Origin of the sequence: Kribbella sp. NBC_01484 (genome assembly GCF_036227145.1) — a bacterium.
Classification (GTDB): domain Bacteria; phylum Actinomycetota; class Actinomycetes; order Propionibacteriales; family Kribbellaceae; genus Kribbella.
This window is the reverse complement of record NZ_CP109437.1, coordinates 6,630,889-6,656,602: the sequence shown is the minus strand read 5'-3', so window position 1 is coordinate 6,656,602 and position 25,714 is coordinate 6,630,889. Positions and strand designations below refer to the sequence as shown.

Below are 25,714 nucleotides of genomic sequence, written 5' to 3'. Positions count from 1 at the left end.
AGGTTAGCAGCGATGGAGAAGACCGTGCTCGCCCGGGACGGCGGCACCGCGGTGCGCACGTCCCCGCTGCCGTCGGTGATGGACGCCAGTGGGCGGCGCTTCGGCGACGACGAGGTCAAGGCAGTGGAGCGGGTCCTCCGCAGTGGCATGCTGTCCGCGACCTGGGGCACCGAGGCGCCTGCGCTCGAGCTGGAGTTCGCCGACCTGCTCGGCGCCGGGTACGCGGTCGCGTGCAGTTCAGGCACGGCGGCTCTGCACCTGGCCGTGGCCGCGGTCGACCCCGAGCCCGGCGACGAGATCATCACCACGCCGATCAGCGACATAGGCACGGTGTTTCCGATCATGATGCAGAACGCCGTACCGGTGTTCGCCGACGTGGACCCCATCACGGGGAACCTCGACCCGGCCGCGGTCGAGGCCGCCATCACGCCGCGGACCAAGGCCGTGATCGTCGTCCACCTGTTCGGCAAACCGGCGCCGGTGCGGGAGTTGCGCGAGCTCTGCGATCGGCACGGGATCCTGCTGATCGAGGACTGCGCGCAGGCCTACCTCGCGCCGGTCGGCGACACATTCGTCGGTCGGATCGGGCACATCGGCTGCTTCAGCCTGCAGCAGACCAAGCACATCAGCGCGGGTGACGGCGGGCTGGCAGTCACCGACGACGCAGCGCGGGCCCGGCGGATGCGGTTGTTCGCGGACAAGGGCTGGCCGCGCGACACCGACGAGCGGACGTATCTGTTCCTCGCCCTCAACTATCGGATGACCGAGCTGGTCGCGTCGGTGACCCGCGCACAACTGACGCGACTGCGTGGCGTCGTGGCAGATCGTCGTACGGCGGCTGCCCGGGCGTCGGCGGGGATCGCGGACCTGGCCGGGATCACGACTCCCCCGGATGGCGGCGATCACGTCTATTGGCAGTACCCGTTGATCCTCTCGCCTGCGGCCGGCGAGCTGCATGAGTGGGCTGCCGCACTCACCGCTGAGGGTGTGCCGGCGAACGGCGGATATCTGACCGGCCCGCTGTACGCCGCGCCGGCGGTCCGGGAGCGGATCACCTACGGACAGTCCGGCTTCCCGATGCAGGACGTCTCGTACCCGGTCGGTCTGTGTCCGAACGCCGAGGAGCTGATCAACAGCCGGCTGCTCGTCCTGCCCTGGAACGAGAACTACACCGAGGCCGACGTCGACGACATCGTCGCCGCGATCCGCAAGGTCCACAGCGCACTGGCCCAGGAGGCCTGATGACCGAGTTGAATGCCGCGCCTCCGGCGCGGGGGTCATGGGGCTTTAACTCCCGCCCTTCCCTCGTCGCTCCAGTCGCTTCGCTCCTCAGTCCAGGCCGGGAGGCCCCATGACCGACGCTCCCCCGCTGCTCGACTGCGACGTACTGGTCGGGCACGACGTGACGACCGGCCGCTGGGGCCGGGCCCAGACGGTGCAGGAGGTGTTCAAGGCCACCGGCATCTCGGGTGGGGTCGTGTCCGCGTTGCGGGCGGTGCACTTCGACGTACCGTCCGGGAACGACGAGGCCCAGCAGGTTGCCGAGAGCAACGGCTGGCCGCTGTGCCCGGTGCTGGACCTGCGCGATGCACTCGGTGCCGAGCGGGAGCTCGAGCGGCAGTTGTCCGCGGCGTCGCCGCCGCGGGCGATCCGGCTGGCGCCGACCGCGCAGAGCGTCGAGCCCGGGTTCCCTTCCTTCGGCCACGTGGTGAAGCTGCTGGTGGAGGCCGGTCTGACGATCTTCGCCGAGGGCGACGTACGGCGGGTCGGCCCGGCGCTGCGTGGACTCGGGGCGCGAGTGGTGTTCCTCGACACGCACTTCTACTACCTCGGCGACTTCGTGATCCTGGCCCGCTCGGAGCCCGGGTTCCACACCTCGACCCGGATGCTCACCGGCCCGGACTCGCTGGAGATCGTCGCCGGCGAGGTCGGCGCGGACCGGTTGGTCCTCGGCTGCCGGACGCCGTTCCACGAGACCCACTCCGTCGTACGCCGGCTGCTCACGTCCAAGCTCACCCCCGCGGAGATCGCCCAGACCGGCAGTCAGAACCTGACCACCCTCCTGGAGCCGACATGCTGATCGCCGTACCCGCCCACTGGTGCCCGAACCGTCTTTTGGAGCCATCGTGCTGATCGACGTGCATGCCCACTGGGGGCCCTGGTTCTTCTCCATGGACGTCGGACCGGTCGACGTCAACATCGAACTGATGGACCGCTTCGGCATCGACATCCAACTGGTCTCCGCGATCGAGGCCATCGTGTACGACGCTCCCGTCGGCAACCGGTCGCTTGCGGCACAACTGCCCGCCGATCCACGACTGCGCGGGATGATCGTGGTCGACCCGCGCCGGCTCGACGAGGCGAAGGCCGACCTGCGCGAACTCCTGGCCGGGGACGGCCGGACGCGGTGGGTCGGCGCGAAAATCCACACCGAATACAGCCGGACGCCGATCGACTCACCCGCGATGCAGGCCGCGATCGAGCTCACCACCGAGTACGGGCTGCCGACACTCGTCCACACCTGGGCGGGCAACGTCGTCGACCTGGCCGACGTCGCGGACCGCGTCCCGGACGCCCGGGTGATCGCCGGCCACATGGGCGCCCCGGGCTGGCCGCTCGTCCCCGAGGCCGCGTCCCGCTCGGACCGCATCTGGTTCGAACCCTGCTGGTCGGCCCCCGACGCCAACCGCATCCGCTGGATCCTCGACCAGCTCGGCCCGTCCCGCCTGATGTTCGGCACCGACGCCACCCTGATCGACCCCTCAGTAGCCATCGGCGCCTTCGAAGCCGCCAACCTCACCCCCACCGAACACGAAGCCATCATGTGGCAAAACGCCACCACCCTCTTCAGGCTCTGACCCCTCACCCCACCCGCCCACGCCCCCACCCCGCCCCCACCCCGCCCCCACCCCGGCCCCGGCTCTGTCCCGGCCCCGCCCCGCCCTGCTCTGCCTCCGCCTCCGCCTCCGCCTCCGCCTCCGCCTCCGCCTCCGCCTCCGCCTCCGCCTCCGCCTCCGGGCGAACCCTCCACCAGAGCGGGCACGCCCTCACCTGGAGGGTTGCCCCTTGGAAATCTCAGGAGGCAACCCTCCGGGTCAAGGGGCAGGCCGGGGCGGAGGTACCAGGTCGGGCCCGGGACAACTGGCGGCGCTCAGCAGCCGCGGTTGACGCCGTGCGGCGGCCGGGACGGCTGCCGGCGCGCAGCAGCCGGAACGACTGGCGCCGCACAGCAGCCGCGACGGCCGCCGGACGGCAGCCGCGAAGACTCCCGGCACACAGCAGCCGGGACGACTGCCGGCGCACAGCGCCGGGGACTTCGGACAGGAGCAGGGGCCTGGAACAGGATGTCGGGACTTGGGACATGTCATGAGGTGTCCTAGGTCCCGACATGGTGTCCGCGCCCCCGCCCGCCAGACGGCACCCGGACGGCCAACACGGATATCCATTCGCGTGCTGGGTTCTCTGGTGGTGTACGAGGAGACAGCGCACCACTCGTGCGGATAACCAGCTCTTCTGCTGGATGTGTGGGCGAGGCCGGCTGGGCGTGCCAGCTCGACAGGTGGTGTCGGTCCAGGGGTACTGGTCGCAGGAGGCATTCACGCCTGGCTCCGGCCGGCCACGCCGGGGCCGGAGCGGACACCTCCTGTCGCGCCGGCACGCCCACCCTCCGGCCGCACCCTCGACAGCCTCCGCAGCCGGACCGGCCGTCGGCCGTGTTCTGTCGGTTGCCGCTGGGGGTGCAGGTCCGGTCAGCGGCGCGGCATCGCCAAACCCGCCACCGCCGCCGCGGCGTGGGTGGACTCCCAGGCCATCACAATCGCCGAGACGCTGCGATCGCCGGAGGGAGGCCGTCGTCCTCGCCTGGTTGTGATGGCCTGGCGATCCGGTCGACGGTGCGGGCAACACCCACGGAATCGTCCGGAGCAGGGGATATCCGGTTATCCCCTGAATGGGCACGCGGTTGGACGTGGCGTTCAGGTGGGTGGTGTTCAGGCGGAGTGGTTGAGGGGTGGCTCGGGCGGAGTGGCTGGGGCCGGCGGGGTGGGGCGATGGGGTGGTGGTCAAGGAAGGTCGGCGGAGGTCGGGGCGGGGGCAGGCGCGGAGGGGTCAGGCCGCCTGGCTGGTTGGGGGCGGAGGGATTAGGCGGCGCCTGGCTGGTTGGGGGCGGAGGGATTAGGCGGCGCCTGGCTGGTTGGGGGCGGAGGGATTAGGCGGCGCCTGGCTGGTTGGGGGCGGAGGGATTAGGCGGCGCCTGGCTGGTTGGGGGCGGAGGGATTAGGCGGCGCCTGGCTGGTTGGGGGCGGAGGGATTAGGCGGCGCCTGGCTGGTTGGGGGCGGAGGGATTAGGCGGCGCCTGGCTGGTTGGGGGCGGAGGGATTAGGCGGCGCCTGGCTGGTTGGGGGCGGAGGGATTAGGCGGCGCCTGGCTGGTTGGGGGCGGAGGGATTAGGCGGCGCCTGGCTGGTTGGGGGCGGAGGGATTAGGCGGCGCCTGGCTGGTTGGGGGCGGAGGGATTAGGCGGCGCCTGGCTGGTTGGGGGCGGAGGGATTAGGCGGCGCCTGGCTGGTTGGGGGCGGAGGGATTAGGCGGCGCCTGGCTGGTTGGGGGCGGAGGGATTAGGCGGCGCCTGGCTGGTTGGGGGCGGAGGGATTAGGCGGCGCCTGGCTGGTTGGGGGCGGAGGGATTAGGCGGCGCCTGGCTGGTTGGGGGCGGAGGGATTAGGCGGCGCCTGGCTGGTTGGGGGCGGAGGGATTAGGCGGCGCCTGGCTGGTTGGGGGCGGAGGGGTTAGGCGGTGCCTGGGTGGTTGGGGGCTAGGAAGACGATGATGTCGTGTTCGGGGCCGCGGGTTTCGGGCTCCTTCCAGCCGATGCGGCGGTAGAAGGCGATCGTGTCGTGGGCCTGGTTCCAGGTCAGCAGCCAGGCGCGCGGGTGTTCCGCGATGGCCAGCGAGAGGAGCCGCCGGCCGAGGCCGGCTCCCCGGGCGTGCTCCGCCACGCCGAGCTCGTCGATCTCGAACGCGCCGATCAGCAGTTCCCTGACCTGCTCCGGACCCAGCCGGTCGAGCACGCTCCCGTACGCGCGATCCCGGCGGAACGGCGCCGGCGTTGTCCAGCCGCTCACGAACCCGGCGATCCGCCCGTCGTCCGACCGCTCGATCCAGGCGCGGAACCCGTGCCGGAGTGCATCGCTGTCCAGGCGCTTCCGGAACGCGATCCGGGTCTGCTCGGGATCCCGGTGGTCCCACGGCGGGGCCGTGAACACCTCGACGTACGCGTCGGTCAGTTCATCCGCGATCCCGAGGATGTCCGCGCCATACGTCTGCATCACCTCAACCGAGCCCTGGGCACACCGGCCGCACCGGCGGCAGCCAGTCCGCGGCCGGTCGGCTCGTGGCCGGACAGTCCGCGCCCGGTCGGTCCGTGGCCGGTCGGCTCGTGGCTGATCAGGTTGTGGCCGGAGTGGGGGTGGGCTCGGCGGGCGCAACCGGCCCCGCGAGGGGGCCGGACGCATCCGGTGCGGCGAGTGGGGCGGGCGCAACCGGCGCAGCGAGTGGGCCGGACGCGACCGGGGCGGTGAGGGGGGCGGAGGCGGTCGGCGCGGCGAGTGGGGCGGACGCGACCGGGGCGGTCCGGGTGGCGGGCGTGGGCAGGGTGGCCGGGGCGGCGGCGATCGACTCCAGCTCGGTGCGGAACTGGGGCAGCATCCATCGGAACGGCTGGTCGAGCACGCGGGCGATGGTTGCCTCGTCGACGCGGAGCAGGCCTCCGATCCGGGTGAGCGCGTCCGGCTCGTCGGTCGCGGCGTACAGGAGATGGACGACCTCGTGCCGGTGTGCGAACACGGCCAGCGCGGCGGCGGCCAAACCTGCATCGATTTCGGGCGGACTGGTGATTTCCCCGTTAACTGTCACGACACCATCAACCCGCGAATGGCCCGGTCGGTTACGTGTCAGTCGTTTCGGTGACCTCGCGCCAGGCTCAGCTCGGCAGCCAGGACACCTTGCCGAGGAGGTAGGTCGCGCCGATCAGGGCGGTGGTGTCCATCAGCGTATGGGCCACCACGAACGGCATGATCCGGCCCCAGCGGCGGTACAGGTAGGTGAAGATCACGCCCATGATCACGTTGCCGGCGAAGCCGCCGAGGCCCTGGTAGAGGTGGTAGGAGCCGCGGAGCAGCGCGCTCGCGGCGGTGGCGCTGCGGACGGACCAGCCCAGCTGGTCCAGGCGGTGGTTCAGGTAGCCGAGGACGATGACTTCCTCGAGGATGGCGTTCTGCGCGGAGACCGCGACGAGGATCGGGATGCGCCACCAGTAGTCGGGCAGTTGGGACGGGTCGACGGTCAGGTTCACGCCGGAGGCGTGTGCCGCGATGTAGAAGAGCAGGCCCGCTCCCCCGATACAGGCGGCAACCGCCGTCCCCCGACCGAGATCGCGCCACCGATCCCTCAGATCGAATCCGATCGCCCGGAGCGACTCACCACCGCGCGCGAACAGATGCGCCACGAGTGCGACCGGCACCAGTGCGGTCACCACCGCGAAGATCTGCCAGGAGAGATCCAGCCAAGGCCGCCCCGGGGCCCGCGACCCCACGATCACGGCCGTCTGCCCACTGATCGGCTTCGCCGACGTCAGCACCCCCACAAACGAAATCAGCGCCGACACCCCGGAAGCTCCCAGGGACAACGCCAGCACCAACCAAACCTCCTGCGTCAGCAATCGCCGACTGACCCCGACCGGCATCGCGACAGACGACGGATCGCCGGAGTCGGAACCGGCGCGCGCTGGGGACGCGGGAGGAGTCGCGGCGGAAGACAGATCGCCGGTAGCGGCGCGGGCTGGGGATGCGGGAGGAGTCGCCGCGGAAGACGGATCGCCGGCACCAGCGCGCGCTCGGGAGGCCGGAGGGGTCGCTGACGGACCGCCGGGACTCGCCGCGTCGGAGGCCGGATCACCGGCGTGGGTGCCGGACGATGACGAGTCGACCCGAGTCGGCGGGGCGGACGATGACGGGTCGGCCGAGGTCGGCGGGCCGGGCGGGTTGAGCTCGGCGGGATCGGCGGATTCGTCGGCGGATCTCGTCATGCGACTACTATCCCCCCGCCAGCCCTCGGACCGCCCTTCAGCACCCAGAGCCAGAATGGGCCGGGTGACAGGTGAGTGGTGGTCGATCGTGGCGGGTGCCGCCGCCGGCATCTTGCTGTTGTGGATAGCGCTGATCGTAGCCCTGTGGTTCGCCCGGCCCGACGAACTGCGAATCCGCGACGCCCTGCGGCTCCTGCCTGACCTGGTGCGACTGCTGCGGCGCCTGGCGGCTGACCGAACGCTGCCCCGCGGGGTCCGGGTCCGGCTATGGCTCCTGCTGGTCTACCTCGCACTACCGTTCGACCTCGTGCCCGACTTCATCCCCGTGATCGGCTACGCCGATGACGCGGTGATCGTCGCGTTCGCACTCCGTTCGGTCACTCGCCGAGCCGGTCCTGCCGCGTTGGACCGGCACTGGCCCGGTACGCCGGACGGCCTGGCCGCCGTACGACGCCTCGCCGGCCTCCCCGCGGCCTGCTGAGACATGCTCACCGATTTCGTGCCCACCCTGCTCGCCGCGTCGGCGGCCGCGTTCGCGTTGGCCGCGCTGTCCGCGGTCGCCGGATTCGGCGGCGGCGTACTCCTGCTGCCGGTGTTCACCGCGCTCTTCGGTCTGCGTGTCGCGGTGCCGATGCTGACCCTGACCCAACTGTCCAGCAACGCCTCCCGGGCCTGGCTCAACCGGCATGAACTCCGCCGGCCGCTGATCGGCTGGTTCGCCCTCGGCGCCGTGCCCTGCGCGGTCGCCGGCGGCATCCTGCTCACCCACGCGCCGCTCGCCGCACTGCAACGGCTGCTCGGGGTGTTCTTGATCGCCGTGGTGGTCTGGCGGCGGTTCAATCGGCGTACCCGCAAGCCCGCCGATCCGGCCTTTGCGGTGGTCGGCGCGGCGTCAGGCCTCGGCTCGGCACTGCTCGGCTCGGTCGGCCCACTCACAGCACCGTTCTTCCTGGCCTACGGCCTCACCCGCGCCGCCTACATCGGCACCGAAGCCGCGAGCGCCCTCACCATGCATCTCACGAAGATCGCCACCTACGGAGCCGGTGACCTGCTCACCCGCCAGGTGCTGCTCTACGGCGTCGCTCTCACCCCGGCGACCCTGCTCGGCGCCTGGACCGGCAAGCAGATCGTCGGCCGCATCAGCGATCGCGTCTTCGTCCTGCTCGTCGAACTCGGCCTGCTCGCCGCTGGAGCACTCTTCCTCATCGGACTCTGACCCGGCACGCCCACGATCAGGGGTGGAGGAGCTGGATCAGGTCGTCGAGGAGGTCGGCGGGCTCGGCGCTCAGGTCGAACTGGGACTGGATCTGGAGGCCGTCGGAGAGAGCGATCACGAGGGTGGCGATGGTGCCGGGGTCGGCGGACGGGTTGATGCTGCCGGCGGCCTGACGGACCCGGACGGACTCGGCCAGGGACTCACGGAGACGCGCGTACCGATCGACGAAGTAGTCGTGGGCGGGGTGCTGGGGATCGCCGGCTTCGGCCGAGAAGGTCGAGTAGAGCTGGACCAGACCCGGTACGTCGCGGTTGTGCCGGATGATCGCGATCAGTTTGCCGATCAGCTCCGACTGCTCGAACCGCTCGACATCCGCCTCGTCCCGCGCCCGGAGAACGGCCTCGAACAGCTTCTCCTTGGACCCGAAGTAGTGCAGCAGCCCGGCCTCGCTCAGCCCGACCGCGGCCGCAAGCTCCCGCGTCGAGGTGTTCCGGTAGCCGTGCCGGGCGATCACCTCGAGCGCCGCCCGCAGGATCTCCTCCCGCTTTGCGACACCTTTCGCGTACGGACCTCTGGAAGCCATGACCAAAACCTAGCACTACTCGGTTTTCGCGCGTACAGTCGTCGCCATGATTCCCGCCGACTTCGACGACCTGCTCGGGCAGCTGACGCTCGAGGAGAAGGTCCGGCTCCTGACCGGACAGGACTTCTGGTCCACCCATCCCCTGCCCGGGATCGGCCTGCGTTCGATGGTGCTGTCCGACGGCCCGAGCGGCGTCCGTGGCGCCGTCTGGGACGAGCGCGACCCGTCGCTCAACCTCCCGTCGGCGACCGCGCTCTCGTCGTCCTGGGACCTCGGCATCGCCCATCGGTACGGCGTCGTCTCGGCCCTCGAGGCCCGGCGCAAGAACGTGGACGTCGTGCTCGGCCCGACCATCAACCTGCACCGGTCACCCCTCGGCGGACGGCACTTCGAAGCGTTCAGCGAGGACCCTGTCCTCACCGCCGAGCTCGCCGCCGCGTACGTCGCCGGCGTCCAGGAGCTCGGGGTCGGCGCCACCCCGAAGCACTACGTCGCCAACGACTTCGAGACCGAGCGCTTCACCGTCGATGTGGTTGTGAGCGAGCGCACCCTCCGCGAGGTGTACCTGCTGGCCTTCGAGAAGGCGGTCACCGAGTCCAAGGCGTGGCTCGTGATGAGCGCGTACAACTCCATCAACGGCGCCACCGCCTCGGAGAACGATCTGCTCGAGACACCACTCAACACCGACTGGGGTTTCGACGGGGTCGTGGTGAGCGACTGGACCGCCGTACGCAGCGTGGAGAGCGCGAAGCACTCACAGGACCTGGCGATGCCCGGCCCGGTCGGCGCGTGGGGTGACGCGCTCGTCGAGGCCGTGCGGTCCGGCGAGGTCAAGGAGGACGCGATCGACCGGAAGGTGCTGCGCCTGCTCGCGCTGGCCGCCCGGGTCGGCGCACTCGAAGGCTTCGAGAAGCCGGCCGACGTACCGCAGGTCGATGGCGTCGCATTCACCCGTACCGCCGCGGCTGAAGGCTCGGTGCTGCTCAGCAACAAGAGCGAGCTGCCGTGGAGCGCCGACGCGCTGCAGCGGGTCGCGGTGATCGGTCACAACGCCCGCGACGCCCGGACCCAGGGCGGCGGCAGCGCGACCGTCATCCCGTCGTCCGTGGTCTCGCCCCTCGCCGGACTGCAACAGGCCCTCCCGAACGCCGAGATCACCTACTCGATCGGCGCCGTGGTCCAGGAAGGCGTCGCCGAGCTCCCGCTCGCCACGATGACCAATCCGGTGAACGGCCAGCCGGGCGCGCGCGTCCGCTTCCTCGAAGCAGACGGCATGGAGCTGTTCGCCGAGAACCGGTTCTCCAGCGCCCTCGTCTACCTCGGCGGCAACGCACCGATCACCGACACCGCGGTCTTCGAGTTCCACACCACCTACACCCCGGCCGAGAGCGGCGACATCCTGCTCGGCTTCGCCTCCGTCGGCCGCGGCCGGATCTTTGCCGACGGCAACCTCCTGCTCGAGGAGACCGCCGTACCGGTCGGCACGGATCTGGGCGCCGCGCTCCTGTCGCCGCCGTCGGTCACGGCTCCGCTCGCGGTGACCGCCGGCCAGCCGATCGACGTCCGCGTCGAGCTCGATCTCCCCGATCGCGAGGGCGGTCTGGGCAACGCGCTGAGCATCACCGTCGGCGTCGAGCCGGACCGCTCGGACCCGCAGGCGCTGATCGACGAGGCCGTCGCTGCCGCCCGAGCTGCGGACGTCGCCCTCGTGGTGGTCGGCACCAACTCGAAGGTCGAGTCCGAGGGCTACGACCGTACAACGCTCGCCCTGCCGGGCCGCCAGGACGACCTGGTCCGGGCCGTGGTCGCGGTCAACCCACGCACAGTCGTGGTCGTCAACGCGGGTTCACCGGTCCTCCTCCCCTGGCGTGACGACGTCGCGGCCTTGCTGGTCACCTACTTCGGCGGCCAGGAGTACGGCAACGCGCTGGCCGATGTACTGCTCGGCGTCGTCGAGCCCGGCGGCCGCCTCCCGACCACGTGGCCTCGCGAACAGGACGACGTACCGGTCATCGACGTCACACCGCAGGACGGCGTCGTCCGGTACGACGAAGGCGTGCACATCGGCTACCGCGCCTGGCTCCGGGCCGGCACCGAGCCCGCGTTCGGCTTCGGTCACGGCCTCGGCTACACCAGGTGGGAGCTCTCCGATCTCCGCGCCAACGACCCGTCGTCCGTCGCCTTGATCGTTCGCAACACGGGCGAGCGCGACGGCAAGCACGTCGTCCAGGTGTACGCCGAACGCCCCGAAAGCACCGTGGATCGCCCGGTCCGCTGGCTGGCCGGGTTCGCCGTCGTACGCCTGGAGGCCGGTCAGGCCCGCGAGATCACGGTCCAACTGCACGACCGCACCTTCGAGCACTGGGACAACGGCTGGACCACCGAGCCCGGTGCCTTCACTCTCCGGGCCGGCTCGGCTGTGTCGGATCTGCCGCTCTCGACCGAACTGCGGATCCGCTAGCTGCCCGGCCGGCCGAGCCTGGCCCGGACTGGTTCGACACCGGTCGTCGTACGACGCGACGGCCGGTGTCGGACTGCCAGTAGAGGACCGAGCGTCCGGACCGCCGTCGCTCCAGCAGTCCGGCGCCGGTCAGCACGCGAAGGTGGTCCGACACCGTGGCCAGGGACAGGCCGGTCGTTGCGACGAGCAGCGTCGTACTGACCGGGCCGGCGGCCTCGACCAGGATGCGCGCGCGGTTGCGGCCCAGCAGCTCGACCAGCGGCTCGTCGGGCGTCTCGGTGCCGGCGAAGATCCCGGTCACCGGATAGGTCAGCGCGAACCGGTCCGGCAGCCGCCAACTGACATGGCCCCGGTTCGTGTGGGCCGCGATGAACATCAGATCGCGGCCACGCACATCCGTCCGCGGGTAGTCCCAGCGGTTCACCTGGATCCGCCCTTCACCGAGCCAGCGGACATCCGGCCCGAGCCCCCGCAGTACGCCGGACCACCCCTGCTCGCTGAGCCGCGACGTACGCGACACGATGTCGGCCTGCAACACGCGCAGCCGTCGCGGCCAGTCAGGCTCGACCGTGGTGGTCCACACCCACCGCAGCAACCCGGCCGCCTGCTCGGCCAGTCCCTGCGACTCGAGCAGCAAGGATGGCAGCGTCGTCCGTACGACGCTCAGGTCCGCGCGGATGTGGTCGTCGTCGAGCGAGGTGAGCAGCTCGAGTTCGTCGGACAACTCGAGGTCCGGCTCGAGCGGTGGCACGGTGAGGAAGTCGGCGAGCCAGCTCCGGCCGAAGGCGTTGTCGAGGATCGCCGCCCAGATCGGATTGTCCGCCAGCTCGCGCTGGAACGCGGTGACGTGGGCGTCCTTCCACGCGCGGTACCAGGGCTCGGCGGGCGTGCTCAGCATCTGCAGCGCCGACACCGTCTCGGTCAGCTGCGAGGTGCCGAACCGGGCGTTCGCCAGCGTGTCGGCATCGACCAGGAACTCGGACAACGTTTCGCCTCCACCCGAAACTGTAGGCCTGGAAGAAGGCTACGCCGAGGCTTCGGGACATGAAGGAGCGAAGCGAGTTCATCTTCAAGCACAGCGCATCTCGTGTCTCATCCGCGCCCGGAGCGAAGCGAGGACGTGGATGAGCACCTATGCGGCGATCTTCGCCAATCGCGAGTTCCGCAATCTGTGGATCGGCAGTGCCCTCGGCAACGCGGCGTCGACGATGACCAGCCTCACGCTCGCGATCATGGTCGACGCCACCACCGGGTCCGCGCTGCTGGCGGCGATGATCATGTTCGGCCCGTCGCTCGCCCAGGTCCTGGGCGTCTCCACGCTGATGTCGGCGGCCGACACCGCCCGGCCGCGCCGGGTGCTCACCCTGCTCGCCGGACTCTCCACGGTCGCGATCTGCGCCCAGGCTGCCCTGGATCTCTCCCCGGGACTCCGGCTCCTGCTCGCGCTCGCGGTTGCCTACGGACTCTCGATCGGCTCCGGCGTCCGCTGGGGCCTGCTCGGCGAGGTGGTCGGCGAGGACCAGTTCATCCTCGGTCGCTCGGCGATGAACCTGTCCGTCGGCGCGATGCAGATCGCCGGCTTCGGCATCGCCGGACTGTTGCTTCAGGCAATCAGTCCGTCGGCGGTGCTCTGGCTGGCGACCGGCTTCTCCGCCCTGACCGTTCCGGTGCTCCGCTTCGGGCTGCGCAACCGCGCGCCCCGGCGAGTCGCGCGGACCGGCCTCGGCGAGACCTGGCGCGGCAACCGTCGTCTGCTCGGGCAGGCGAGAACTCGCCCGCTGCTCCTGGCACTGTCCATCCCCAACGGCCTGATGGTCGGCTGCGAGGCCCTCTTCGTCCCGTACGCCGGTCCGCGCGCCGGCTGGCTGCTGGCTGCCGGCGCTGCCGGCATGATGACCGGCGATCTGGTGGCCGGGCGGTTCCTCACCCGCACCGGCCGCCGGCTCGCAGGCCGCTGGCTGCGGTTCCTGCTGGCCGTGCCGTTCCTCGGCTTCGCCTTCGACCTGCCGATCGCGGTCCTGGGGGTGCTCGTCGCGGTCGGCAGCAGCGGCTATTCGGCGTCCTTGTCCCAGCAGGAGGTGCTGGTCGACCTCACCCCGTCCGATCTCCGCGGCCAGGTCCTCGGCCTGGAGTCCGCGCTCCGGATGACCGCCTTCGGCGTCTTCGCGATCCTGGCCGGCGCCCTCGCCGACCTGACCTCCGCGGCACCGGCCATCACCGCCTTCGCCGCCGCCTCGCTCCTGGCTTCCGCGGTCCTCACCCGCCCGCTGGCACGCGTGATGACCCCCAACGCATGGATAGGCTCGCCGCATGGAAGTAGTACGGCTCCGGAAGGTCTCCAAGCGGTACGGCCGGCGGGAGATCCTGGCGGACGTCGACCTGCGGGTGAACGCGGGTGAGCTGCTCGCACTGGTCGGCGCCAACGGCTCGGGCAAGTCCACCGTGCTCAAGCTGATGGTCGGCCTGTCCCGTCCTTCGACGGGCACGGTCCGGCGCACTGCGCGGGTCGTGAGCTACGTGCCCGACGTGTTCGCGTCGCACGATCGCTTGTCGGCTTCGGCGTACCTGCGGCACATGGGACGGATCCGCGGCCTCAGCGACCGGGTGGCCCGGGACCGGGCCGGCGAACTGCTGGATCGGCTCGCGCTGTCGGGTGGCGCGGACACGCCGATGCGGAAGTTGTCCAAGGGCAACGCGCAGAAGGTCGCGCTGGCCCAGGCACTGCTCGACCCACCGCAACTCCTCGTCCTCGACGAACCCTGGTCCGGACTCGACTCCGCCGCTCACGCGACACTGCGCGAGCTCCTCACCGAGACCGGCGAGCAGGGTGCTGCGGTCGCCTTCACCGAGCACTCCGACCTGGTCGTCCGCTCCACCGCGACCCGAGTCTGCGAACTCCGCAACGGACAGCTTCACGCCACCGAAGGCAGGCCACCGGCCATGCTGACCGAGATCTCCCTGATCGCCGGGGCCGAGCTTGATTGGACCCGGCAGCCAGACGTCCTCGAGGTACGCCGCCACGACACCGGTGTCACGTTGATGCTGCCGACCGGCCGCCACGACGCGGCCCTGCTGACCGCGCTCAACCACGGCTGGTCGGTCACCACGGTCCGGCAGGTGAAGCCCGAGTGACCGCTCTCTACCGCTACCTCATGGCCAGCGTCCTGCTCTCCCAGCGCTACCTCCCGCCGACGCTGATCTTCCTCGCCGCAATGGCCGTCGGTACGACGTCCGACAACGGACCACTCCAGTCGTCGTACGCGTTCTGCGTTCTCGCGATGCTGGTCTGCACGACCTGGCTGACGGTGAGTCTCGTCAACCACGAGGACCCGACCCAGCACAAGATCACCCTGGTCATGATCGGCAGCTCCCTGCGCGTCCTCGTGATCACTGTCACCGTCGTCCTGACCTGGTGCGTCCCGCTGCTCGTGGTCGGCATCGTCTACCCGATCGTCACCGGGAAGCACGTCTTCACGGCCGGCGATCTCGTGGTCGGCTCGGCCGCCCAACTCGCAGCGGCGATGATCGGCATCGCCATCGGACTGCTCTGCTCGCGCCTGGTCATCCCCCGCATCGGCATCGCGATGCTGACCGCGGCCGCCGCCATCCTCGCCGTCCTTCTGCTCCGCTGGATCTCCCCGATCCGTCCCCTGATGACCCTCCTGTCGGATGGACGCACGCCGGGCGGCACCGCCGTACCGCTCACGCTCCTGACCGCCTTGGCCGCGGCCATCCTGATCGCTGCCCTGTTCGCCACGAAGGCGCTCGCCGACCGGAGGGAATGAGTCAGGAGGCGGCGACGGATGAGATGTGGATGGGGGCGGCCGAGCCGCGGATGATCAGGGAGGTGGCGAGTTCTACGTGGTGGGAGGCGACCTTTTCGCCGGCGGCGAGTTGGAGGGCGGTGCGGAGGGCGACGGCGCCCATCTCGCGGAGGGGCTGCTTCACGGTGGTCAGTGGCGGGGACGCGAGGCGGGCTACCTCGGTGTCGTCGAAGCCCACCACGCTGAGATCCTCCGGGACGCGCAGACCGCGCGCTCGAGCCGCCTCCAGAATGCCGAGTGCCACCTCGTCGCTGCCGGCGAAGATCGCGGACGGACGGTCCGGCAGATCGAGGAGCGCACAACCTCCGGCCAGGCCATCGTCGTACAGGAAGTCCTGCAACCAGATGTGCTCGGCCGGCACGGTCGCACCGACCGCCTCCATGGCGCTGCGAAAGCCACTCATCCGGGCTTGGTTGCAGCCCGACGTCGGCGGACCGCCGACGTAGCCGATCCGCCGGTGCCCGAGCGACAGCAGGTACTGCGTCGCTGCCATGCCGCCGGCGAAGTTGGTCGAGCCGACGCTGGTCACATCCGGCTGCGCGATGTTCATCGGGTCCACCACGACGAGCGGCAGCCGGGCCCGCGACAGCGCGGCCAGGTCCGCGGCGGACAGTTCGCTGGTGATGCCGATCGCGGCGCGGCGGCGGTTGCCGATCAGTTCCCGGATCCACCGGGCCGCCCGGCCGACGTTCGACGTCCGCGGATGCCGCGGGTGTGCGTTGAGGATGACATCCACACCGGCCGCCTGACCGGCCTCGACCACGCCCTGGATCACCTCGACCGAGTACGCGTTGACAACGCCCTGGTAGAACAACTCGACGGTGTCGCGCTGGACCGGGTTCGGCCGGCGGCCGACGTACCCGTGCCGCTCCAGGATCTCCTGCACCCGCGCCCGGGTGGCCGGCGCGACGTCGCTGCGACCGTTCAGCACCTTGGAGACCGTCGCCACCGAGACGCCGGCCGTGTCCGCCACCGTCGCCAGGGTGACGCGACCCTTCAACCGCGACATCTCATCACCCTCCTCCGGGATCCTGGACCGTCACCGGCGTCGTCAGCACGCGCTGGTGCCCGACCACCCTCACATCCCCGGTGATCCGGACCGTGGCACGACACGGCAGGTCCAGAGACGACGTGCCGAGCATCACTTCGAAGTCTCCGGGCTCGACGATCCGCCGCAGGTCGGGACCCGTGTACGCCGTCCGATCGGCATGCACCCGGAACGTCACGTCGGCCGCGGCCCCCGGCTCCAGCGACACCCGCGAGAACCCGGTCAGCAACTTCAACGGCCGCGCCACCCGCGCCACCACATCGCGCAGATACAGCTGGACGACCTCGTCGCCGGCGCGTTCACCGGTGTTTCGCACCCGCACCGTCGCGGCGAACTCGCCGTCGTTCCCGATCTCGGTCGCACTCAACCGCAGATCGTCCACCGCGAAACTCGTGTACGACGCGCCGTACCCGAAGGGGAACAGTGGCCGGACCTCGAGGCCGCTGATGCCTGCACTCTCCACGCTGCCGAGAGCCGGCTGCAGGTAGGTACCGGGCTGCCCACCGACGTGCCGTGGGATCTGCACCGGCAGCTTGCCACTCGGCACGATCCGCCCACTGAGGACGCCGGCCATCGCGCCGGCACCCTCCTGGCCGGGAATGAACGCCTGCACCAGGCCGGCGACCCGATCCGCGATCCCGCCGAGCGAATAGGGACGACCCGAGACCACCACGACCACGACCGGTGTGCCGCTGTCGAGCAGCGCGTCGAGCAGGTCGGCCTGGACCCCGGGCAGCCGCAGGTCCTCGGCGTCACACCCTTCGCCCGAGGTGCCGTGGCCGAACAGTCCGGACAGGTCGCCGACGTACGCGACGCAAAGGTCCGCGGCACGCGCTGCCTCGACCGCCGCCGTGAAGCCGGAGCGGTCCTCGCCCATGACCTCGCAGCCCTTCACATGCAGGAGATCCACGCCGGACAGTTCGTTGCGCAGGGCATCGAACGGGGTGGTCACCTGGATGCCGAGATCGCGGTCGGGATACCGCGGCAGGACATGGTTCGGGAACGCGTAGCACCCCATCAGCGTGCGCGCGTCGCCCGCGCACGGACCGACCACCGCGACCTTCGTCAGCTCGCGCGACAGCGGCAACGCCGAGCCGGCGTCGAGCAGCACGACGGACTTCTCCGCGAGCTCCCGCGCGATGGCCCGGTTCTCCGCCGAGTCGAGGTCGACCTCGCCGGTACGGACCGAACCCTCCGGAGTCCACCCCGGATCGAGCAGACCCAGCTCGATCTTCTGCAGCAGCAGTCGCCGCGCCGCGCGATCGATCAGGTCCTCGGACACATCCCCCGACTTCACCTTGTCGAGCAGTCCGGCGAAGCCGATCGTGTCCGGCAGTTCGACATCGGTGCCGGTGGTCAGCGCCAGCACGCCCGCATCGGCGTTGTCGGCCGCGACCCGATGCATCGAGGCGAGGAACGGCACCGCCCAGTAGTCCGACACGACCGTGCCGCCGAAACCCCACTCGTCACGCAGTACGTCGCCGAACAGCCACGGATCCGCACTCGCGGGCAGCCCGTCGACATCGGCGTACGAACTCATCACCGACGCGGCGCCGGCGGTCGCGATCGCGGTCTCGAACGTCGGCAGGATGATGTCGAGCAACTCGCGCCGGCCCATCGACACCGGCCCGTGGTTGCGCCCGGCCCGGGACGCAGAGTAACCGGCGAAGTGCTTCAGCGTCGCCAGCACGCCCGCACTCTGCAGGCCCCGGACGTACGCCGAACCCAGCAGCGCGACCAGATACGGATCCTCGCCGATCGTCTCCTCCACGCGACCCCAGCGATAGTCGCGGACCACGTCCAGCACCGGCGACAACCCTTGGTGTACGCCGACCGCGGCCATGTCCCGCCCGATCGCGGCGGCCATCCGCTCGACCAGTCCGGGATCGAAAGTCGCACCCCACGCGATCGACGCCGGGTAGACGGTCGCTCCGTACGTCGTGAAGCCGGTCAGGCACTCCTCGTGGACCAGGGCCGGGACGCCGAGCCGGGAGTCCTTCAGGACGACCTCATGCTGACGGATCAGCTCGGCCACACCCTCCTCGACGGACAGCGGGACGCTGCCCCAGACCCGGGTCAGGTGACCGAGGCCGTCGCGGCTCGCCTCGGCCAGCGACAGCGAGGCGCCGGTGGCGAACACATCCTCCATCGGCGCGACGTTGATCGTTTCGTCCGCGGGCAGCTCGGTGTCGGCCATGTCGTTGCCGGCCCAGCGGCTCCCCAGCTGGGCGATCTTCTCCTCCAGCGTCATCGCCTGCAGCAGCAGGTCGGCGCGCCGGGCGGCGGACAGCGCGGGATCGCGCCACGGCCGATCACTCGAGGTGGACAAGAAGTTCTCCCTAAATCAGAACTCGGCATGGTGACAAAGTATCGAAAACTTTCGACGATTACGGCTGCTGGTTGCGGTCCGCGGCGGCTTTCGTGATTCTCCTGTGACCACAAGCGAATCCGTGACCTCACTGTGACCCCCGAGTGCCACTAGTTCAAGTCTTGACAGCAGTATCTCCGAAATCTATGTTTCGAAAACAAGTCATATCGACAGGTGCTTCCGCAACCTGTGGGGGCAGCACGGAGTACGGAGATCACAGTGGATCCCATGACGACATCTCGGCGTACCTTCCTCGGCCTGGTCGGTGGCGGCGCACTGGCGGCCGGTCTCGCCGCGTGCGGCAGCTCCGGCCCGAAGAGCACGTCCGGTTCGACCACCGGCGGCGCGGCCGCCGGCAGCGGGACGACGACGTACTGGTTCCTGACCGGTCAGCCGCAGCAGGCGATCCGGGAGGCTCAGGTCAAGCGGTTCAACGACGCGAACTCGAGCAGCACGATCAAGACCACCGAGTTCCAGAACGACGCCTTCAAGCAGAAGATCAAGACCGCCATCGGCGCCGGCCAGGGGCCGACGCTGATCTGGGGCTGGGGCGGCGGCGGCCTGAAGTCCTACGTCGACGCCAACCAGGTCGAGGACCTGACCGGTTGGTTCGGTGACAACGCCGACCTGAAGAACTCGATCTTCCCGTCCGCGTTCGGAGCGGCCACCGTGGGCGGCAAGATCTACGCGATGCCGGTCGAGACCGTCACGCCGATCGTGCTGTTCTACGACAAGCGCTCGTTCGAGAAGGTCGGCGCCGAGCCCCCGAAGTCGTGGCAGGACATCATGAACCTGGTGCCCAAGTTCAACGACAAGGGCATCGCGCCGTTCTCGCTCGGCGGGCAGTCGCGCTGGACCAACATGATGTGGCTGGAGTTCCTGTTCGACCGGATCGGCGGCAGCGAAGTCTTCCAGAACATCTATGAGGGCAAGGCGAACGGCTGGTCCGACCCGTCCGCGCTGAAGGCGCTCGAAGAGATGCAGAACCTGATCAAGGCGAACGGCTTCATCAAGGGCTTCTCCTCGATCACCGCCGACTCCAACGCCGACCAGGCCCTGCTCTACACCGGCAAGGCCGCGATGATGCTGCACGGCGCCTGGACCTACGGGAACATGAAGGCCTCTGGTGGCGACTTCGTGACCGGTGGGCACCTCGGCTACATGAACTTCCCGCCGTACGACGGCGGCAAGGGCGACCCGACCGACACCGTCGGCAACCCGGGCCAGTACCTGTCGATCTCCTCCAAGGCCAGCCAGGCCGACAAGGACAACGCGAAGAAGTTCCTGGCCAACAACACCCTCGACAAAGACTCGGTCGACGCGTGGGTGAAGTCGGGCAACATCGCGGTCGCGAAGAGCTCGAAGGACAGGCTCTCCTCGATCACCGACACGAACGACAAGGACTGGCTGAACTTCGTCTACGACACCTCGGCGAACGCGAAGACCTTCGCCCAGTCCTGGGACCAGGCGCTCAGCCCGACCCAGGCCGAGACGCTGCTCGACAACATCGCCAAGCTGTTCCAGCTGTCGATCTCCCCGCAGCAGTTCGCCGACCACATGAACGCGGTGATCGGCCAGTGACTGTACTTTTGACCGCGCCTGCGCTCCTCGATCAAGGCTCGGAGATCCCATGACCGTGACCGCTCCGCCCGTCGCATCGTCGACTGGCCGCCGCCTGTCGTTTCACTCCGGCTCGACCCGCGTCGGGCGGAGCGGTCCGGTCGCCTGGATGGTGCTGCCGGCCCTGGTGATGTTCGTGGTGTTCGGCGTCGTCCCCCTGGTCGGTGTGTTCGTGCTGAGCTTCACCCAGTGGGACGGACTCGGCCCGATCCATCCCGCCGGCGTGACGAACTGGCAGGTCGCGCTCAAGGATCCGGGGCTGTACCACGCACTGTGGGTGACCTTCGAGATCATGATCCTGTCCTGGCTGGTCCAGACCCCGATGAGCCTGCTGCTCGGGGTGTTCCTGGCCGGCCGGCAGCGGTACCGCGCGTTCCTCGCCGTCCTGTTCTTCATCCCGCTGCTGCTCAGCTCGGCGGCGATCGCGATCACCTACAAGGCGCTGCTCGACCCGAACTTCGGCCTCGGCCCGGGGCTGCACCTCGGCTTCCTGACCCAGGACTGGCTCGGCCAGGCCAACCTCGCCATCGCCGTGATCATCTTCATCGTGTCCTGGCAGTTCATCCCGTTCCACTCGCTCATCTACCAAGGCGGCGTCCGGCAGATCCCGGTCTCGATGTACGAGGCGGCCGCGATCGACGGCGCGGGGCGGGTGCGGCAGTTCTTCAGCATCACCGTGCCGCAGCTGAAGTACACGATCATCACGTCGTCGACACTGATGGTGGTCGGTTCGCTGACCTTCTTCGACCTGATCTTCGTGCTGACCGCCGGTGGACCGGGCGACTCGACCCGGGTACTGGCGCTGCTCATGTACCAGCAGGGGTTCATGTCCAACCAGATGGGTCTGGCCAGCGTGATCGCGGTCGTTATCGTCGTCCTGGGCCTGCTCCTGGCGCTGCTGCTCCGCAGACTCGGCGGCAGCACGACGGCCAGCCAGTTGGAAGGAATGTGACATGGCCGTGGTGATCGGGGAAACGCCGGCGACGACGGCGCGACCGGCCGGGCGCGGTGGCGCTCCGGTCGGGCGAAAGCTGCGCCAGATGAACTGGCTCGGCGGGATCGCGGGCTGGCTGTGGCTCCTGGTCGTGATGATCCCGCTGTACTGGATCGTCGTCACCAGCTTCAAAGACCAGACCGTGTACTTCACCCACAACCCGCTCTCGCTGCCGACGGAGCCGACGCTCGCCAACTACCGACTGGTGATCGAGTCCGATTTCCCGCGGTACTTCGTGAACAGCGTGATCGTTGCCGCCGGCACCGTAATCCCGGCGGGCGCGATCGCGTTCATGGCCGCGTACGCGATCGTCCGCGGTGCGGGCAGCCGGTTCCTGGGGGCGACGAACGGGTTGTTCCTGATGGGCCTCGCGATCCCGCTGCAGGCGACCATCATCCCGGTCTACCTGCTGATCATCAAGATGCACCTCTACGACAGCCTGATCGCGCTGATCCTGCCGTCGATCGCGTTCGCGATCCCGCTGTCCGTGCTGGTGCTGACCAACTTCATCCGGGACGTACCGAAGGAACTGTTCGAGTCGATGCGGGTCGACGGCGCCACCGAGTGGGGAATGCTGCGGAAACTCGCGCTGCCGCTCACCCGGCCGGCCCTCGTCACCGTCGGCATCTACAACGGCCTCGCGGTCTGGAACGGCTTCCTGCTTCCCCTGATCCTGACCCAGAGCCCGGAGAAGCGGACACTTCCGCTCGCACTCTGGACCTTCCAGGGCCAGTTCAGCGTGAACGTCCCGGCGGTGCTCGCCTCGGTCGTGCTCACCACTCTGCCGATCGTCATCCTGTACGCCGTCTTCCGTCGGCAACTGCTCAGCGGCCTGACCGCCGGCTTCAGCAAGTAGCTACAACCGCCTCGTCCTGGGCCGGAGGGCCCAGGACGTCAGCGTCAGGACGGCGAACGCGGCAGGCGCGATCATCGCGGTGAACTGGTGCACGGCGGCGTTCGACGCCGCCGCGCCGGTCATGTTGATCATCACGCCCGCGTACGCCCATTCCTTCAGCCGCGGCAGCCGGGGCGCGAGCAGCACGACCGCGGCGGCGAGCTTCGCCGTCCCGAGAATGGTGGCGAAGTAGCTCGGATACCCGAGATCGATCATCATCGGGTAGAACGGCGCCAGCCGCAGCAGGTCCATCGTGCCGCCGACAGCGCTCTCCGTCACCACGATCGCGGTGGCGACCCAGTACGCAGTTCTCCTCATCGGATCACCAGCTATCGAAACGATCCCGTACTCTTATCTATCGATACGATAGCGTTTCGATGGAGGTGGATCAATGGCAGCTGCGTCCCGCGGCGACGGCGCCCGGCAACGGGTGCTCGCGGCCGCGCTCGAGGTGCTCGACGAGTCCGGCCTGGCCGGCTTCACGATGGAGGCGGTCGCGCGGCGGGCCGGGGCGAGCAAGGCGACGCTGTACCGGCGCTGGCCGACCACCGGCGCGCTGCTGATCGACGCGATGGACGCCACCTTCCGGCCGTTCCCGCAGCCCGACACCGGCCGGGTGACGAGCGATGTCGCCGAGATCCTGACGGCGTTCGTGGCGATGCTCGAGCACACCCCGTTCCCGCGACTGCTCGCCGCCTTCATCGACGCGGCCGAACGCGATCCGGCCTTGTCCCGCCTCCACACCGACCTGACCAACCGCCGCCGCGAACCACTTCTCGCCGTCCTGAAACGCGGCCGCGAGCGCGGTGAGCTCGGCGCCGACACCGATCCCGAGCTCACTACGGATCTGCTCACCAGCCCGTTCTTCTACCGTCGCTTCGTTGCCCACCGCCCCATTCCGCGCGGCATGGTCGACGAGGTGATCTCCCGGGTGCTGTCGCCGTAGAGCCGGCGCGTGCCGTCGCTGAGGATCACCAGGCCGGTACGCCTGGGGCGGGACCGGAGCCAGGTCAGTGCGTCAGACCCCAGGGCGAAGGCCGCGGTGGCGTCGATGTCGGCTTGGGTCAGGGTCGGGTAGATGACGGTGACCGAGGCCAGCGTGGTCGGCGTGGTACCGGTACGCGCGTCGGTGATGTGGTCGCCGCGCCGGTGCAGGGCCGAGGTGGCGATCGCGCCGTTGCGGATCGGGACGACAGCGGCCAGCTTGTCCGGGTCGTGCGGATCCTCGATGCCGATCCGCCAATCAGGCGAGTCCGGCGTGGCGACGTGACATGTCATGTCACCGCCGGCGGACAGGCAGTAGTCCGTTTCCGGCAACTTGTCGAAGGCGTGCGCGGCGCGTTCGACCGCCCATCCCTTCACCACCCCACTCGGGTCCAATCCGTGCTCGCGCCGCACGTCGAACGCACCGCCGGACTCCAGTCGGGCGCGTTCGCCCAGCTCGAGGACTTCGGCGACCTCGGGCGGACAGTCCGCGACGGCCAGCTCGCCGCGGTTGAGGCGGGAAATGTATGAGTCCGTGCGGTAGGTGCTGAAGACGCGGTCGGCTGCGCGGAGGATGTCGAGCGCGTCGGCCCACGCGTGCGCGGCCAGGTCGTCGTCGGTGTGGCGGCCGCGCAAGGCCAGGCTGATCGGCATACCCATCACGTGGTCGACGTACCGGCTGGTGGTCATTTCGCCTGGTCCAAAGCGCTTTGCAGGGAACGGATGTAGCCGTCACTGGTGACCGTCGCGCCGCTGACCATGTCGATCTGCGCGCTCTGCGCCTGCTTGGTCTCGTCGATCAGGATCGGCAACGCATAGTCGTTGATCTCGGCGTCACGGTGATTCCCGTTCGGGTACTGCAGGACGCTGACGTCGGTGATCTTTCCGCTCTGCAGAGTGAGCTGGACCTGGACGGGTCCCCACTGCGTCGAGGCGACGTCCCCGGTGACCGTGGACGAGGACGACGAAGGCGTTGCCGACGGCGAGGGCGTGCCGCCGGTATCGGTCCCATCACCGCCGGACCCGGCGCCGGCCGCGGGGCTGGGCGTCGGCGTGCTGCTCACCGAGCCGCTACCGATCGGCGGCGCCACGGCCTGCGGCCCGGAGGTCGAGGTGTGGTAGCCGAACAGCAGCACGACAACAGACGCCGTACCGAGGAACCAGAAGACGATGCGTTTCACGGGGCTCACCACTTGAACGTTTCGAGATGGAGGCGTTCGGGCGGCAGCCCGGCGGCATCGAGGGTGTGTTTCACCAGTTGGGTCCAGTTGTCGGGGCCGCACAGGTAGACGTCGCGCTCGGCGATGTCGGGGATCCAGAGCAGCAGGGCCTGCAGGTCGTCGAGGCCGTCGACCCCGGGGCCGAGCCACGAGTCGGGACGCCGACGATGGCCGGGCACTGTCAGCAGGTCGAGACCGCGCTGGTGGCGCAGTGCCTGGAACTCAGAGGAGAACAACGGCTCGTCGGTGTACCGCTGGACCAGGATCGCGTCGCGCGGGGCGTAGCTCAGACCCTCGGCGAGAGCTCGCAGCGGCGTGATGCCGACGCCGGCGCCGATCAGGGCGATCTTCCGCTCGGTCCGGGCTCGCGGACTCAAACGCCCGTACGGACCCTCGACAAAGACGCGGGTGCCGGGCCGCACCGCGCGGAGTGCCGCGCTGCCGTCACCTGCCTCCTGGACGGTGATGCGCAGACCGCGCCCGTCCGGCGCGGCCGACAAGGAGTACGGGTTGGCCCGCGTCCAGCCGGGCCGGCCGAGGAACCGCCAATGGAAGAACTGCCCGGCCTCGGCTCGCAGCCGGTCCAGTCGCCGGCCCGCGACGTACACCGAGACCACGCGATCGGCCTCCGGTACGACGGCTGTCACGCGCAACCCGTGCCGTACGTTGCGCCAGATCGGCACACCGACCCGGTAGACGAGGATCGTCGCTGCCGCGACCGCCCAGGCCGTCCACCAGAACACGGTCCGGCCGGTCGACGACAGGAACTCCTGGCCCGTCCAGAGCTGGTGCGGAAGCGCGAGTCCGACCCCGAGATAGGCATACAAGTGCAGGAGGTGCCATGACTCGTACCGGATCCGCCGTCGCGCGGCCTTGATACTCGTCACCACGGTCACACACAGGCAGACGGTGCCACCGACCGCCAGCAGCATGCCGGGATAGTCGACGGTCAGATCCCACAGCATCGCGGGTGTCCTGCCCAACTCCCCCGCGGCGTACCCCCAGGTGATCGTGACAAGATGCGCCAGCATCAGATTGAACGACGTGAATCCCACCAGCCGGTGAATGCGCGCCAGGCGGTCCTGGCCGAACGCGGCCTCGAGCATCGGCACACGGGCCATCAGGACAACCTGGGCCAGCAGCAGCACCGCGGCCACCAACCCGGTCAGCCGGCCCAGCGAGGTGAGCCCGGTGGCCCAGCCGCCCAGCTCCTGCACCCCGCCGCCGGCCACCCACCAGTAGCTGACCAGCAACAGGCTCAGCCACAGCACGGCGAGGGCGCCGAGCCGCACCGCACCGTCGTTGCGAGCCCGTCGTCCTGGCAGCACGAGGACGGGTGTCTCGATCATGGCGGCTCCTGGGATGTGGCGGGTCCACCCCAGTGTCGAGTGGCCGTCTGAGCACAACCTTCGGCTTCCC

At 69.6% G+C, this 25,714-nt stretch carries 24 protein-coding genes; 13 read left to right on the top strand and 11 right to left on the bottom strand.

The features are described from left to right. Positions 1-12: 12 nt before the first annotated feature. The 3 genes from OG555_RS32340 (at position 13) to OG555_RS32330 (ending at position 2,858) form a co-directional block, all read left to right on the top strand. On the top strand, positions 13-1,242 hold the full coding sequence (locus OG555_RS32340; RefSeq protein ID WP_329476340.1) for a DegT/DnrJ/EryC1/StrS family aminotransferase: 1,230 nt from the start codon (positions 13-15) through the stop codon (positions 1,240-1,242). Positions 1,243-1,351: 109 nt separating this feature from the next. Beyond that, positions 1,352-2,080 carry a hypothetical protein gene (locus OG555_RS32335; protein ID WP_329476339.1) on the top strand — a complete coding sequence of 243 codons (729 nt, stop codon included), beginning with the start codon at positions 1,352-1,354 and terminating at the stop codon, positions 2,078-2,080. 46 nt (positions 2,081-2,126) lie between these two features. Next, positions 2,127-2,858 carry an amidohydrolase family protein gene (locus tag OG555_RS32330; protein WP_329476338.1) on the top strand — a complete coding sequence of 244 codons (732 nt, stop codon included), beginning with the start codon at positions 2,127-2,129 and terminating at the stop codon, positions 2,856-2,858. Positions 2,859-4,785: 1,927 nt separating this feature from the next. Here the strand turns inward: OG555_RS32330 and OG555_RS32325 are convergent. From OG555_RS32325 to OG555_RS32315, 3 genes are all read right to left on the bottom strand, one after another. Beyond that, positions 4,786-5,325 carry a GNAT family N-acetyltransferase gene (locus OG555_RS32325; RefSeq protein ID WP_329476337.1) on the bottom strand — a complete coding sequence of 180 codons (540 nt, stop codon included), beginning with the start codon at positions 5,323-5,325 and terminating at the stop codon, positions 4,786-4,788. Between the two features lie 118 nt (positions 5,326-5,443). Further along, positions 5,444-5,863 carry a hypothetical protein gene (locus OG555_RS32320; RefSeq protein WP_329476336.1) on the bottom strand — a complete coding sequence of 140 codons (420 nt, stop codon included), beginning with the start codon at positions 5,861-5,863 and terminating at the stop codon, positions 5,444-5,446. Positions 5,864-5,978: 115 nt separating this feature from the next. Further along, a complete protein-coding gene (locus OG555_RS32315; protein WP_329476335.1) occupies positions 5,979-6,662 on the bottom strand; it encodes a CPBP family intramembrane glutamic endopeptidase in 684 nt (227 codons plus the stop codon). A gap of 484 nt (positions 6,663-7,146) precedes the next feature. Here OG555_RS32315 and OG555_RS32310 point away from each other — a divergent pair, with 484 nt between their 5' ends. Both OG555_RS32310 and OG555_RS32305 read left to right on the top strand, forming a co-directional pair. Continuing rightward, entirely contained in the window at positions 7,147-7,563 is a 417-nt protein-coding gene (locus OG555_RS32310; RefSeq protein ID WP_329476334.1) for a YkvA family protein, read from the top strand. Positions 7,564-7,566: 3 nt separating this feature from the next. Next, positions 7,567-8,298: a sulfite exporter TauE/SafE family protein gene (locus OG555_RS32305; RefSeq protein WP_329476333.1), complete on the top strand. Its 732-nt coding sequence runs from the start codon at positions 7,567-7,569 to the stop codon at positions 8,296-8,298. A 16-nt stretch (positions 8,299-8,314) separates the two neighbouring features. Here the strand turns inward: OG555_RS32305 and OG555_RS32300 are convergent, their stop codons facing one another. Continuing rightward, on the bottom strand, positions 8,315-8,881 hold the full coding sequence (locus OG555_RS32300) for a TetR/AcrR family transcriptional regulator (protein ID WP_329476332.1): 567 nt from the start codon (positions 8,879-8,881) through the stop codon (positions 8,315-8,317). A gap of 46 nt (positions 8,882-8,927) precedes the next feature. On the opposite strand from OG555_RS32300, the gene OG555_RS32295 reads away from it, so the two are divergent. Beyond that, on the top strand, positions 8,928-11,342 hold the full coding sequence (locus tag OG555_RS32295) for a beta-glucosidase family protein (protein ID WP_329476331.1): 2,415 nt from the start codon (positions 8,928-8,930) through the stop codon (positions 11,340-11,342). Here OG555_RS32295 and OG555_RS32290 read toward each other — a convergent pair. Next, a complete protein-coding gene (locus OG555_RS32290) occupies positions 11,278-12,327 on the bottom strand; it encodes an ArsR/SmtB family transcription factor (protein WP_329476330.1) in 1,050 nt (349 codons plus the stop codon). The two genes, OG555_RS32295 and OG555_RS32290, sit on opposite strands and share 65 nt — an antisense overlap. Before the next feature lie 139 nt (positions 12,328-12,466). Here OG555_RS32290 and OG555_RS32285 point away from each other — a divergent pair, with 139 nt between their 5' ends. From OG555_RS32285 to OG555_RS32275, 3 genes are read left to right on the top strand one after another with little or no spacing between them, the layout of a single operon-like run. Continuing rightward, positions 12,467-13,741 (top strand): hypothetical protein, encoded by a 1,275-nt coding sequence (locus tag OG555_RS32285; protein WP_329476329.1) that lies wholly within the window; start codon positions 12,467-12,469, stop codon positions 13,739-13,741. Then, entirely contained in the window at positions 13,653-14,474 is an 822-nt protein-coding gene (locus OG555_RS32280) for an ABC transporter ATP-binding protein (RefSeq protein WP_329476328.1), read from the top strand. Before OG555_RS32285 ends, OG555_RS32280 begins: the two co-directional genes overlap by 89 nt. Then, positions 14,471-15,127 (top strand): hypothetical protein, encoded by a 657-nt coding sequence (locus OG555_RS32275; protein WP_329476327.1) that lies wholly within the window; start codon positions 14,471-14,473, stop codon positions 15,125-15,127. Before OG555_RS32280 ends, OG555_RS32275 begins: the two co-directional genes overlap by 4 nt. 1 nt (position 15,128) lies before the next feature. Here the strand turns inward: OG555_RS32275 and OG555_RS32270 are convergent, their stop codons facing one another. Then, the gene (locus OG555_RS32270) at positions 15,129-16,175 is read right to left on the bottom strand and encodes a LacI family DNA-binding transcriptional regulator (RefSeq protein ID WP_329476326.1); all 1,047 of its coding nucleotides are present in this window, start codon (positions 16,173-16,175) and stop codon (positions 15,129-15,131) included. Between the two features lie 4 nt (positions 16,176-16,179). Continuing rightward, positions 16,180-18,543: a glycoside hydrolase family 3 N-terminal domain-containing protein gene (locus OG555_RS32265; RefSeq protein WP_329476325.1), complete on the bottom strand. Its 2,364-nt coding sequence runs from the start codon at positions 18,541-18,543 to the stop codon at positions 16,180-16,182. Between the two features lie 267 nt (positions 18,544-18,810). On the opposite strand from OG555_RS32265, the gene OG555_RS32260 reads away from it, so the two are divergent. Genes OG555_RS32260 through OG555_RS32250 form a run of 3 tightly spaced genes read left to right on the top strand, consistent with a single transcriptional unit; the run spans position 18,811 to position 22,052 of the window. Then, positions 18,811-20,163 (top strand): extracellular solute-binding protein, encoded by a 1,353-nt coding sequence (locus OG555_RS32260; protein ID WP_329476324.1) that lies wholly within the window; start codon positions 18,811-18,813, stop codon positions 20,161-20,163. A 49-nt stretch (positions 20,164-20,212) separates the two neighbouring features. Next, positions 20,213-21,154, top strand: coding sequence for a carbohydrate ABC transporter permease (locus tag OG555_RS32255; protein WP_329476323.1), 942 nt, complete (start codon positions 20,213-20,215; stop codon positions 21,152-21,154). 1 nt (position 21,155) lies between these two features. Then, positions 21,156-22,052 (top strand): carbohydrate ABC transporter permease, encoded by an 897-nt coding sequence (locus OG555_RS32250; RefSeq protein WP_329476322.1) that lies wholly within the window; start codon positions 21,156-21,158, stop codon positions 22,050-22,052. On the opposite strand, the gene OG555_RS32245 is transcribed toward OG555_RS32250, so the two are convergent. Next, positions 22,053-22,409, bottom strand: a complete 357-nt coding sequence (locus tag OG555_RS32245; protein WP_329476321.1) for a DoxX family protein — start codon at positions 22,407-22,409, stop codon at positions 22,053-22,055. It lies immediately after the preceding gene. Between the two features lie 73 nt (positions 22,410-22,482). Here OG555_RS32245 and OG555_RS32240 point away from each other — a divergent pair, with 73 nt between their 5' ends. Further along, positions 22,483-23,037, top strand: coding sequence for a TetR/AcrR family transcriptional regulator (locus OG555_RS32240; protein WP_329476320.1), 555 nt, complete (start codon positions 22,483-22,485; stop codon positions 23,035-23,037). On the opposite strand, the gene OG555_RS32235 is transcribed toward OG555_RS32240, so the two are convergent. The 3 genes from OG555_RS32235 to OG555_RS32225 are packed head-to-tail and all read right to left on the bottom strand — an operon-like array spanning position 22,959 to position 25,644. After that, positions 22,959-23,765, bottom strand: a complete 807-nt coding sequence (locus OG555_RS32235) for an FAD:protein FMN transferase (protein WP_329476319.1) — start codon at positions 23,763-23,765, stop codon at positions 22,959-22,961. The genes OG555_RS32240 and OG555_RS32235 overlap by 79 nt on opposite strands. Then, complete coding sequence (locus OG555_RS32230; protein WP_329476318.1) at positions 23,762-24,256, bottom strand: FMN-binding protein; 495 nt, start codon at positions 24,254-24,256, stop codon at positions 23,762-23,764. The genes OG555_RS32235 and OG555_RS32230 overlap by 4 nt, the downstream gene beginning before the upstream one ends. Before the next feature lie 5 nt (positions 24,257-24,261). Then, complete coding sequence (locus OG555_RS32225) at positions 24,262-25,644, bottom strand: ferredoxin reductase family protein (protein WP_329476317.1); 1,383 nt, start codon at positions 25,642-25,644, stop codon at positions 24,262-24,264. Positions 25,645-25,714: the final 70 nt, after the last annotated feature.

Excerpts from the sequence above, each read along its gene's own strand:
- OG555_RS32270 (WP_329476326.1), bottom strand. The coding sequence starts at position 16,175 with ATGTCGCGGTTGAAGGGTCGCGTCACCCTGGCGACGGTGGCGGACACG.
- OG555_RS32335 (WP_329476339.1), top strand. The coding sequence starts at position 1,352 with ATGACCGACGCTCCCCCGCTGCTCGACTGCGACGTACTGGTCGGGCAC.
- OG555_RS32285 (WP_329476329.1), top strand. The coding sequence starts at position 12,467 with ATGAGCACCTATGCGGCGATCTTCGCCAATCGCGAGTTCCGCAATCTG.
- OG555_RS32240 (WP_329476320.1), top strand. The coding sequence starts at position 22,483 with ATGGCAGCTGCGTCCCGCGGCGACGGCGCCCGGCAACGGGTGCTCGCG.
- OG555_RS32340 (WP_329476340.1), top strand. The coding sequence starts at position 13 with ATGGAGAAGACCGTGCTCGCCCGGGACGGCGGCACCGCGGTGCGCACG.
- OG555_RS32295 (WP_329476331.1), top strand. The coding sequence starts at position 8,928 with ATGATTCCCGCCGACTTCGACGACCTGCTCGGGCAGCTGACGCTCGAG.
- OG555_RS32245 (WP_329476321.1), bottom strand. The coding sequence starts at position 22,409 with ATGAGGAGAACTGCGTACTGGGTCGCCACCGCGATCGTGGTGACGGAG.
- OG555_RS32305 (WP_329476333.1), top strand. The coding sequence starts at position 7,567 with ATGCTCACCGATTTCGTGCCCACCCTGCTCGCCGCGTCGGCGGCCGCG.
- OG555_RS32260 (WP_329476324.1), top strand. The coding sequence starts at position 18,811 with ATGACGACATCTCGGCGTACCTTCCTCGGCCTGGTCGGTGGCGGCGCA.
- OG555_RS32235 (WP_329476319.1), bottom strand. The coding sequence starts at position 23,765 with ATGACCACCAGCCGGTACGTCGACCACGTGATGGGTATGCCGATCAGC.
- OG555_RS32250 (WP_329476322.1), top strand. The coding sequence starts at position 21,156 with ATGGCCGTGGTGATCGGGGAAACGCCGGCGACGACGGCGCGACCGGCC.
- OG555_RS32225 (WP_329476317.1), bottom strand. The coding sequence starts at position 25,644 with ATGATCGAGACACCCGTCCTCGTGCTGCCAGGACGACGGGCTCGCAAC.
- OG555_RS32300 (WP_329476332.1), bottom strand. The coding sequence starts at position 8,881 with ATGGCTTCCAGAGGTCCGTACGCGAAAGGTGTCGCAAAGCGGGAGGAG.
- OG555_RS32280 (WP_329476328.1), top strand. The coding sequence starts at position 13,653 with ATGGAAGTAGTACGGCTCCGGAAGGTCTCCAAGCGGTACGGCCGGCGG.
- OG555_RS32255 (WP_329476323.1), top strand. The coding sequence starts at position 20,213 with ATGACCGTGACCGCTCCGCCCGTCGCATCGTCGACTGGCCGCCGCCTG.
- OG555_RS32325 (WP_329476337.1), bottom strand. The coding sequence starts at position 5,325 with ATGCAGACGTATGGCGCGGACATCCTCGGGATCGCGGATGAACTGACC.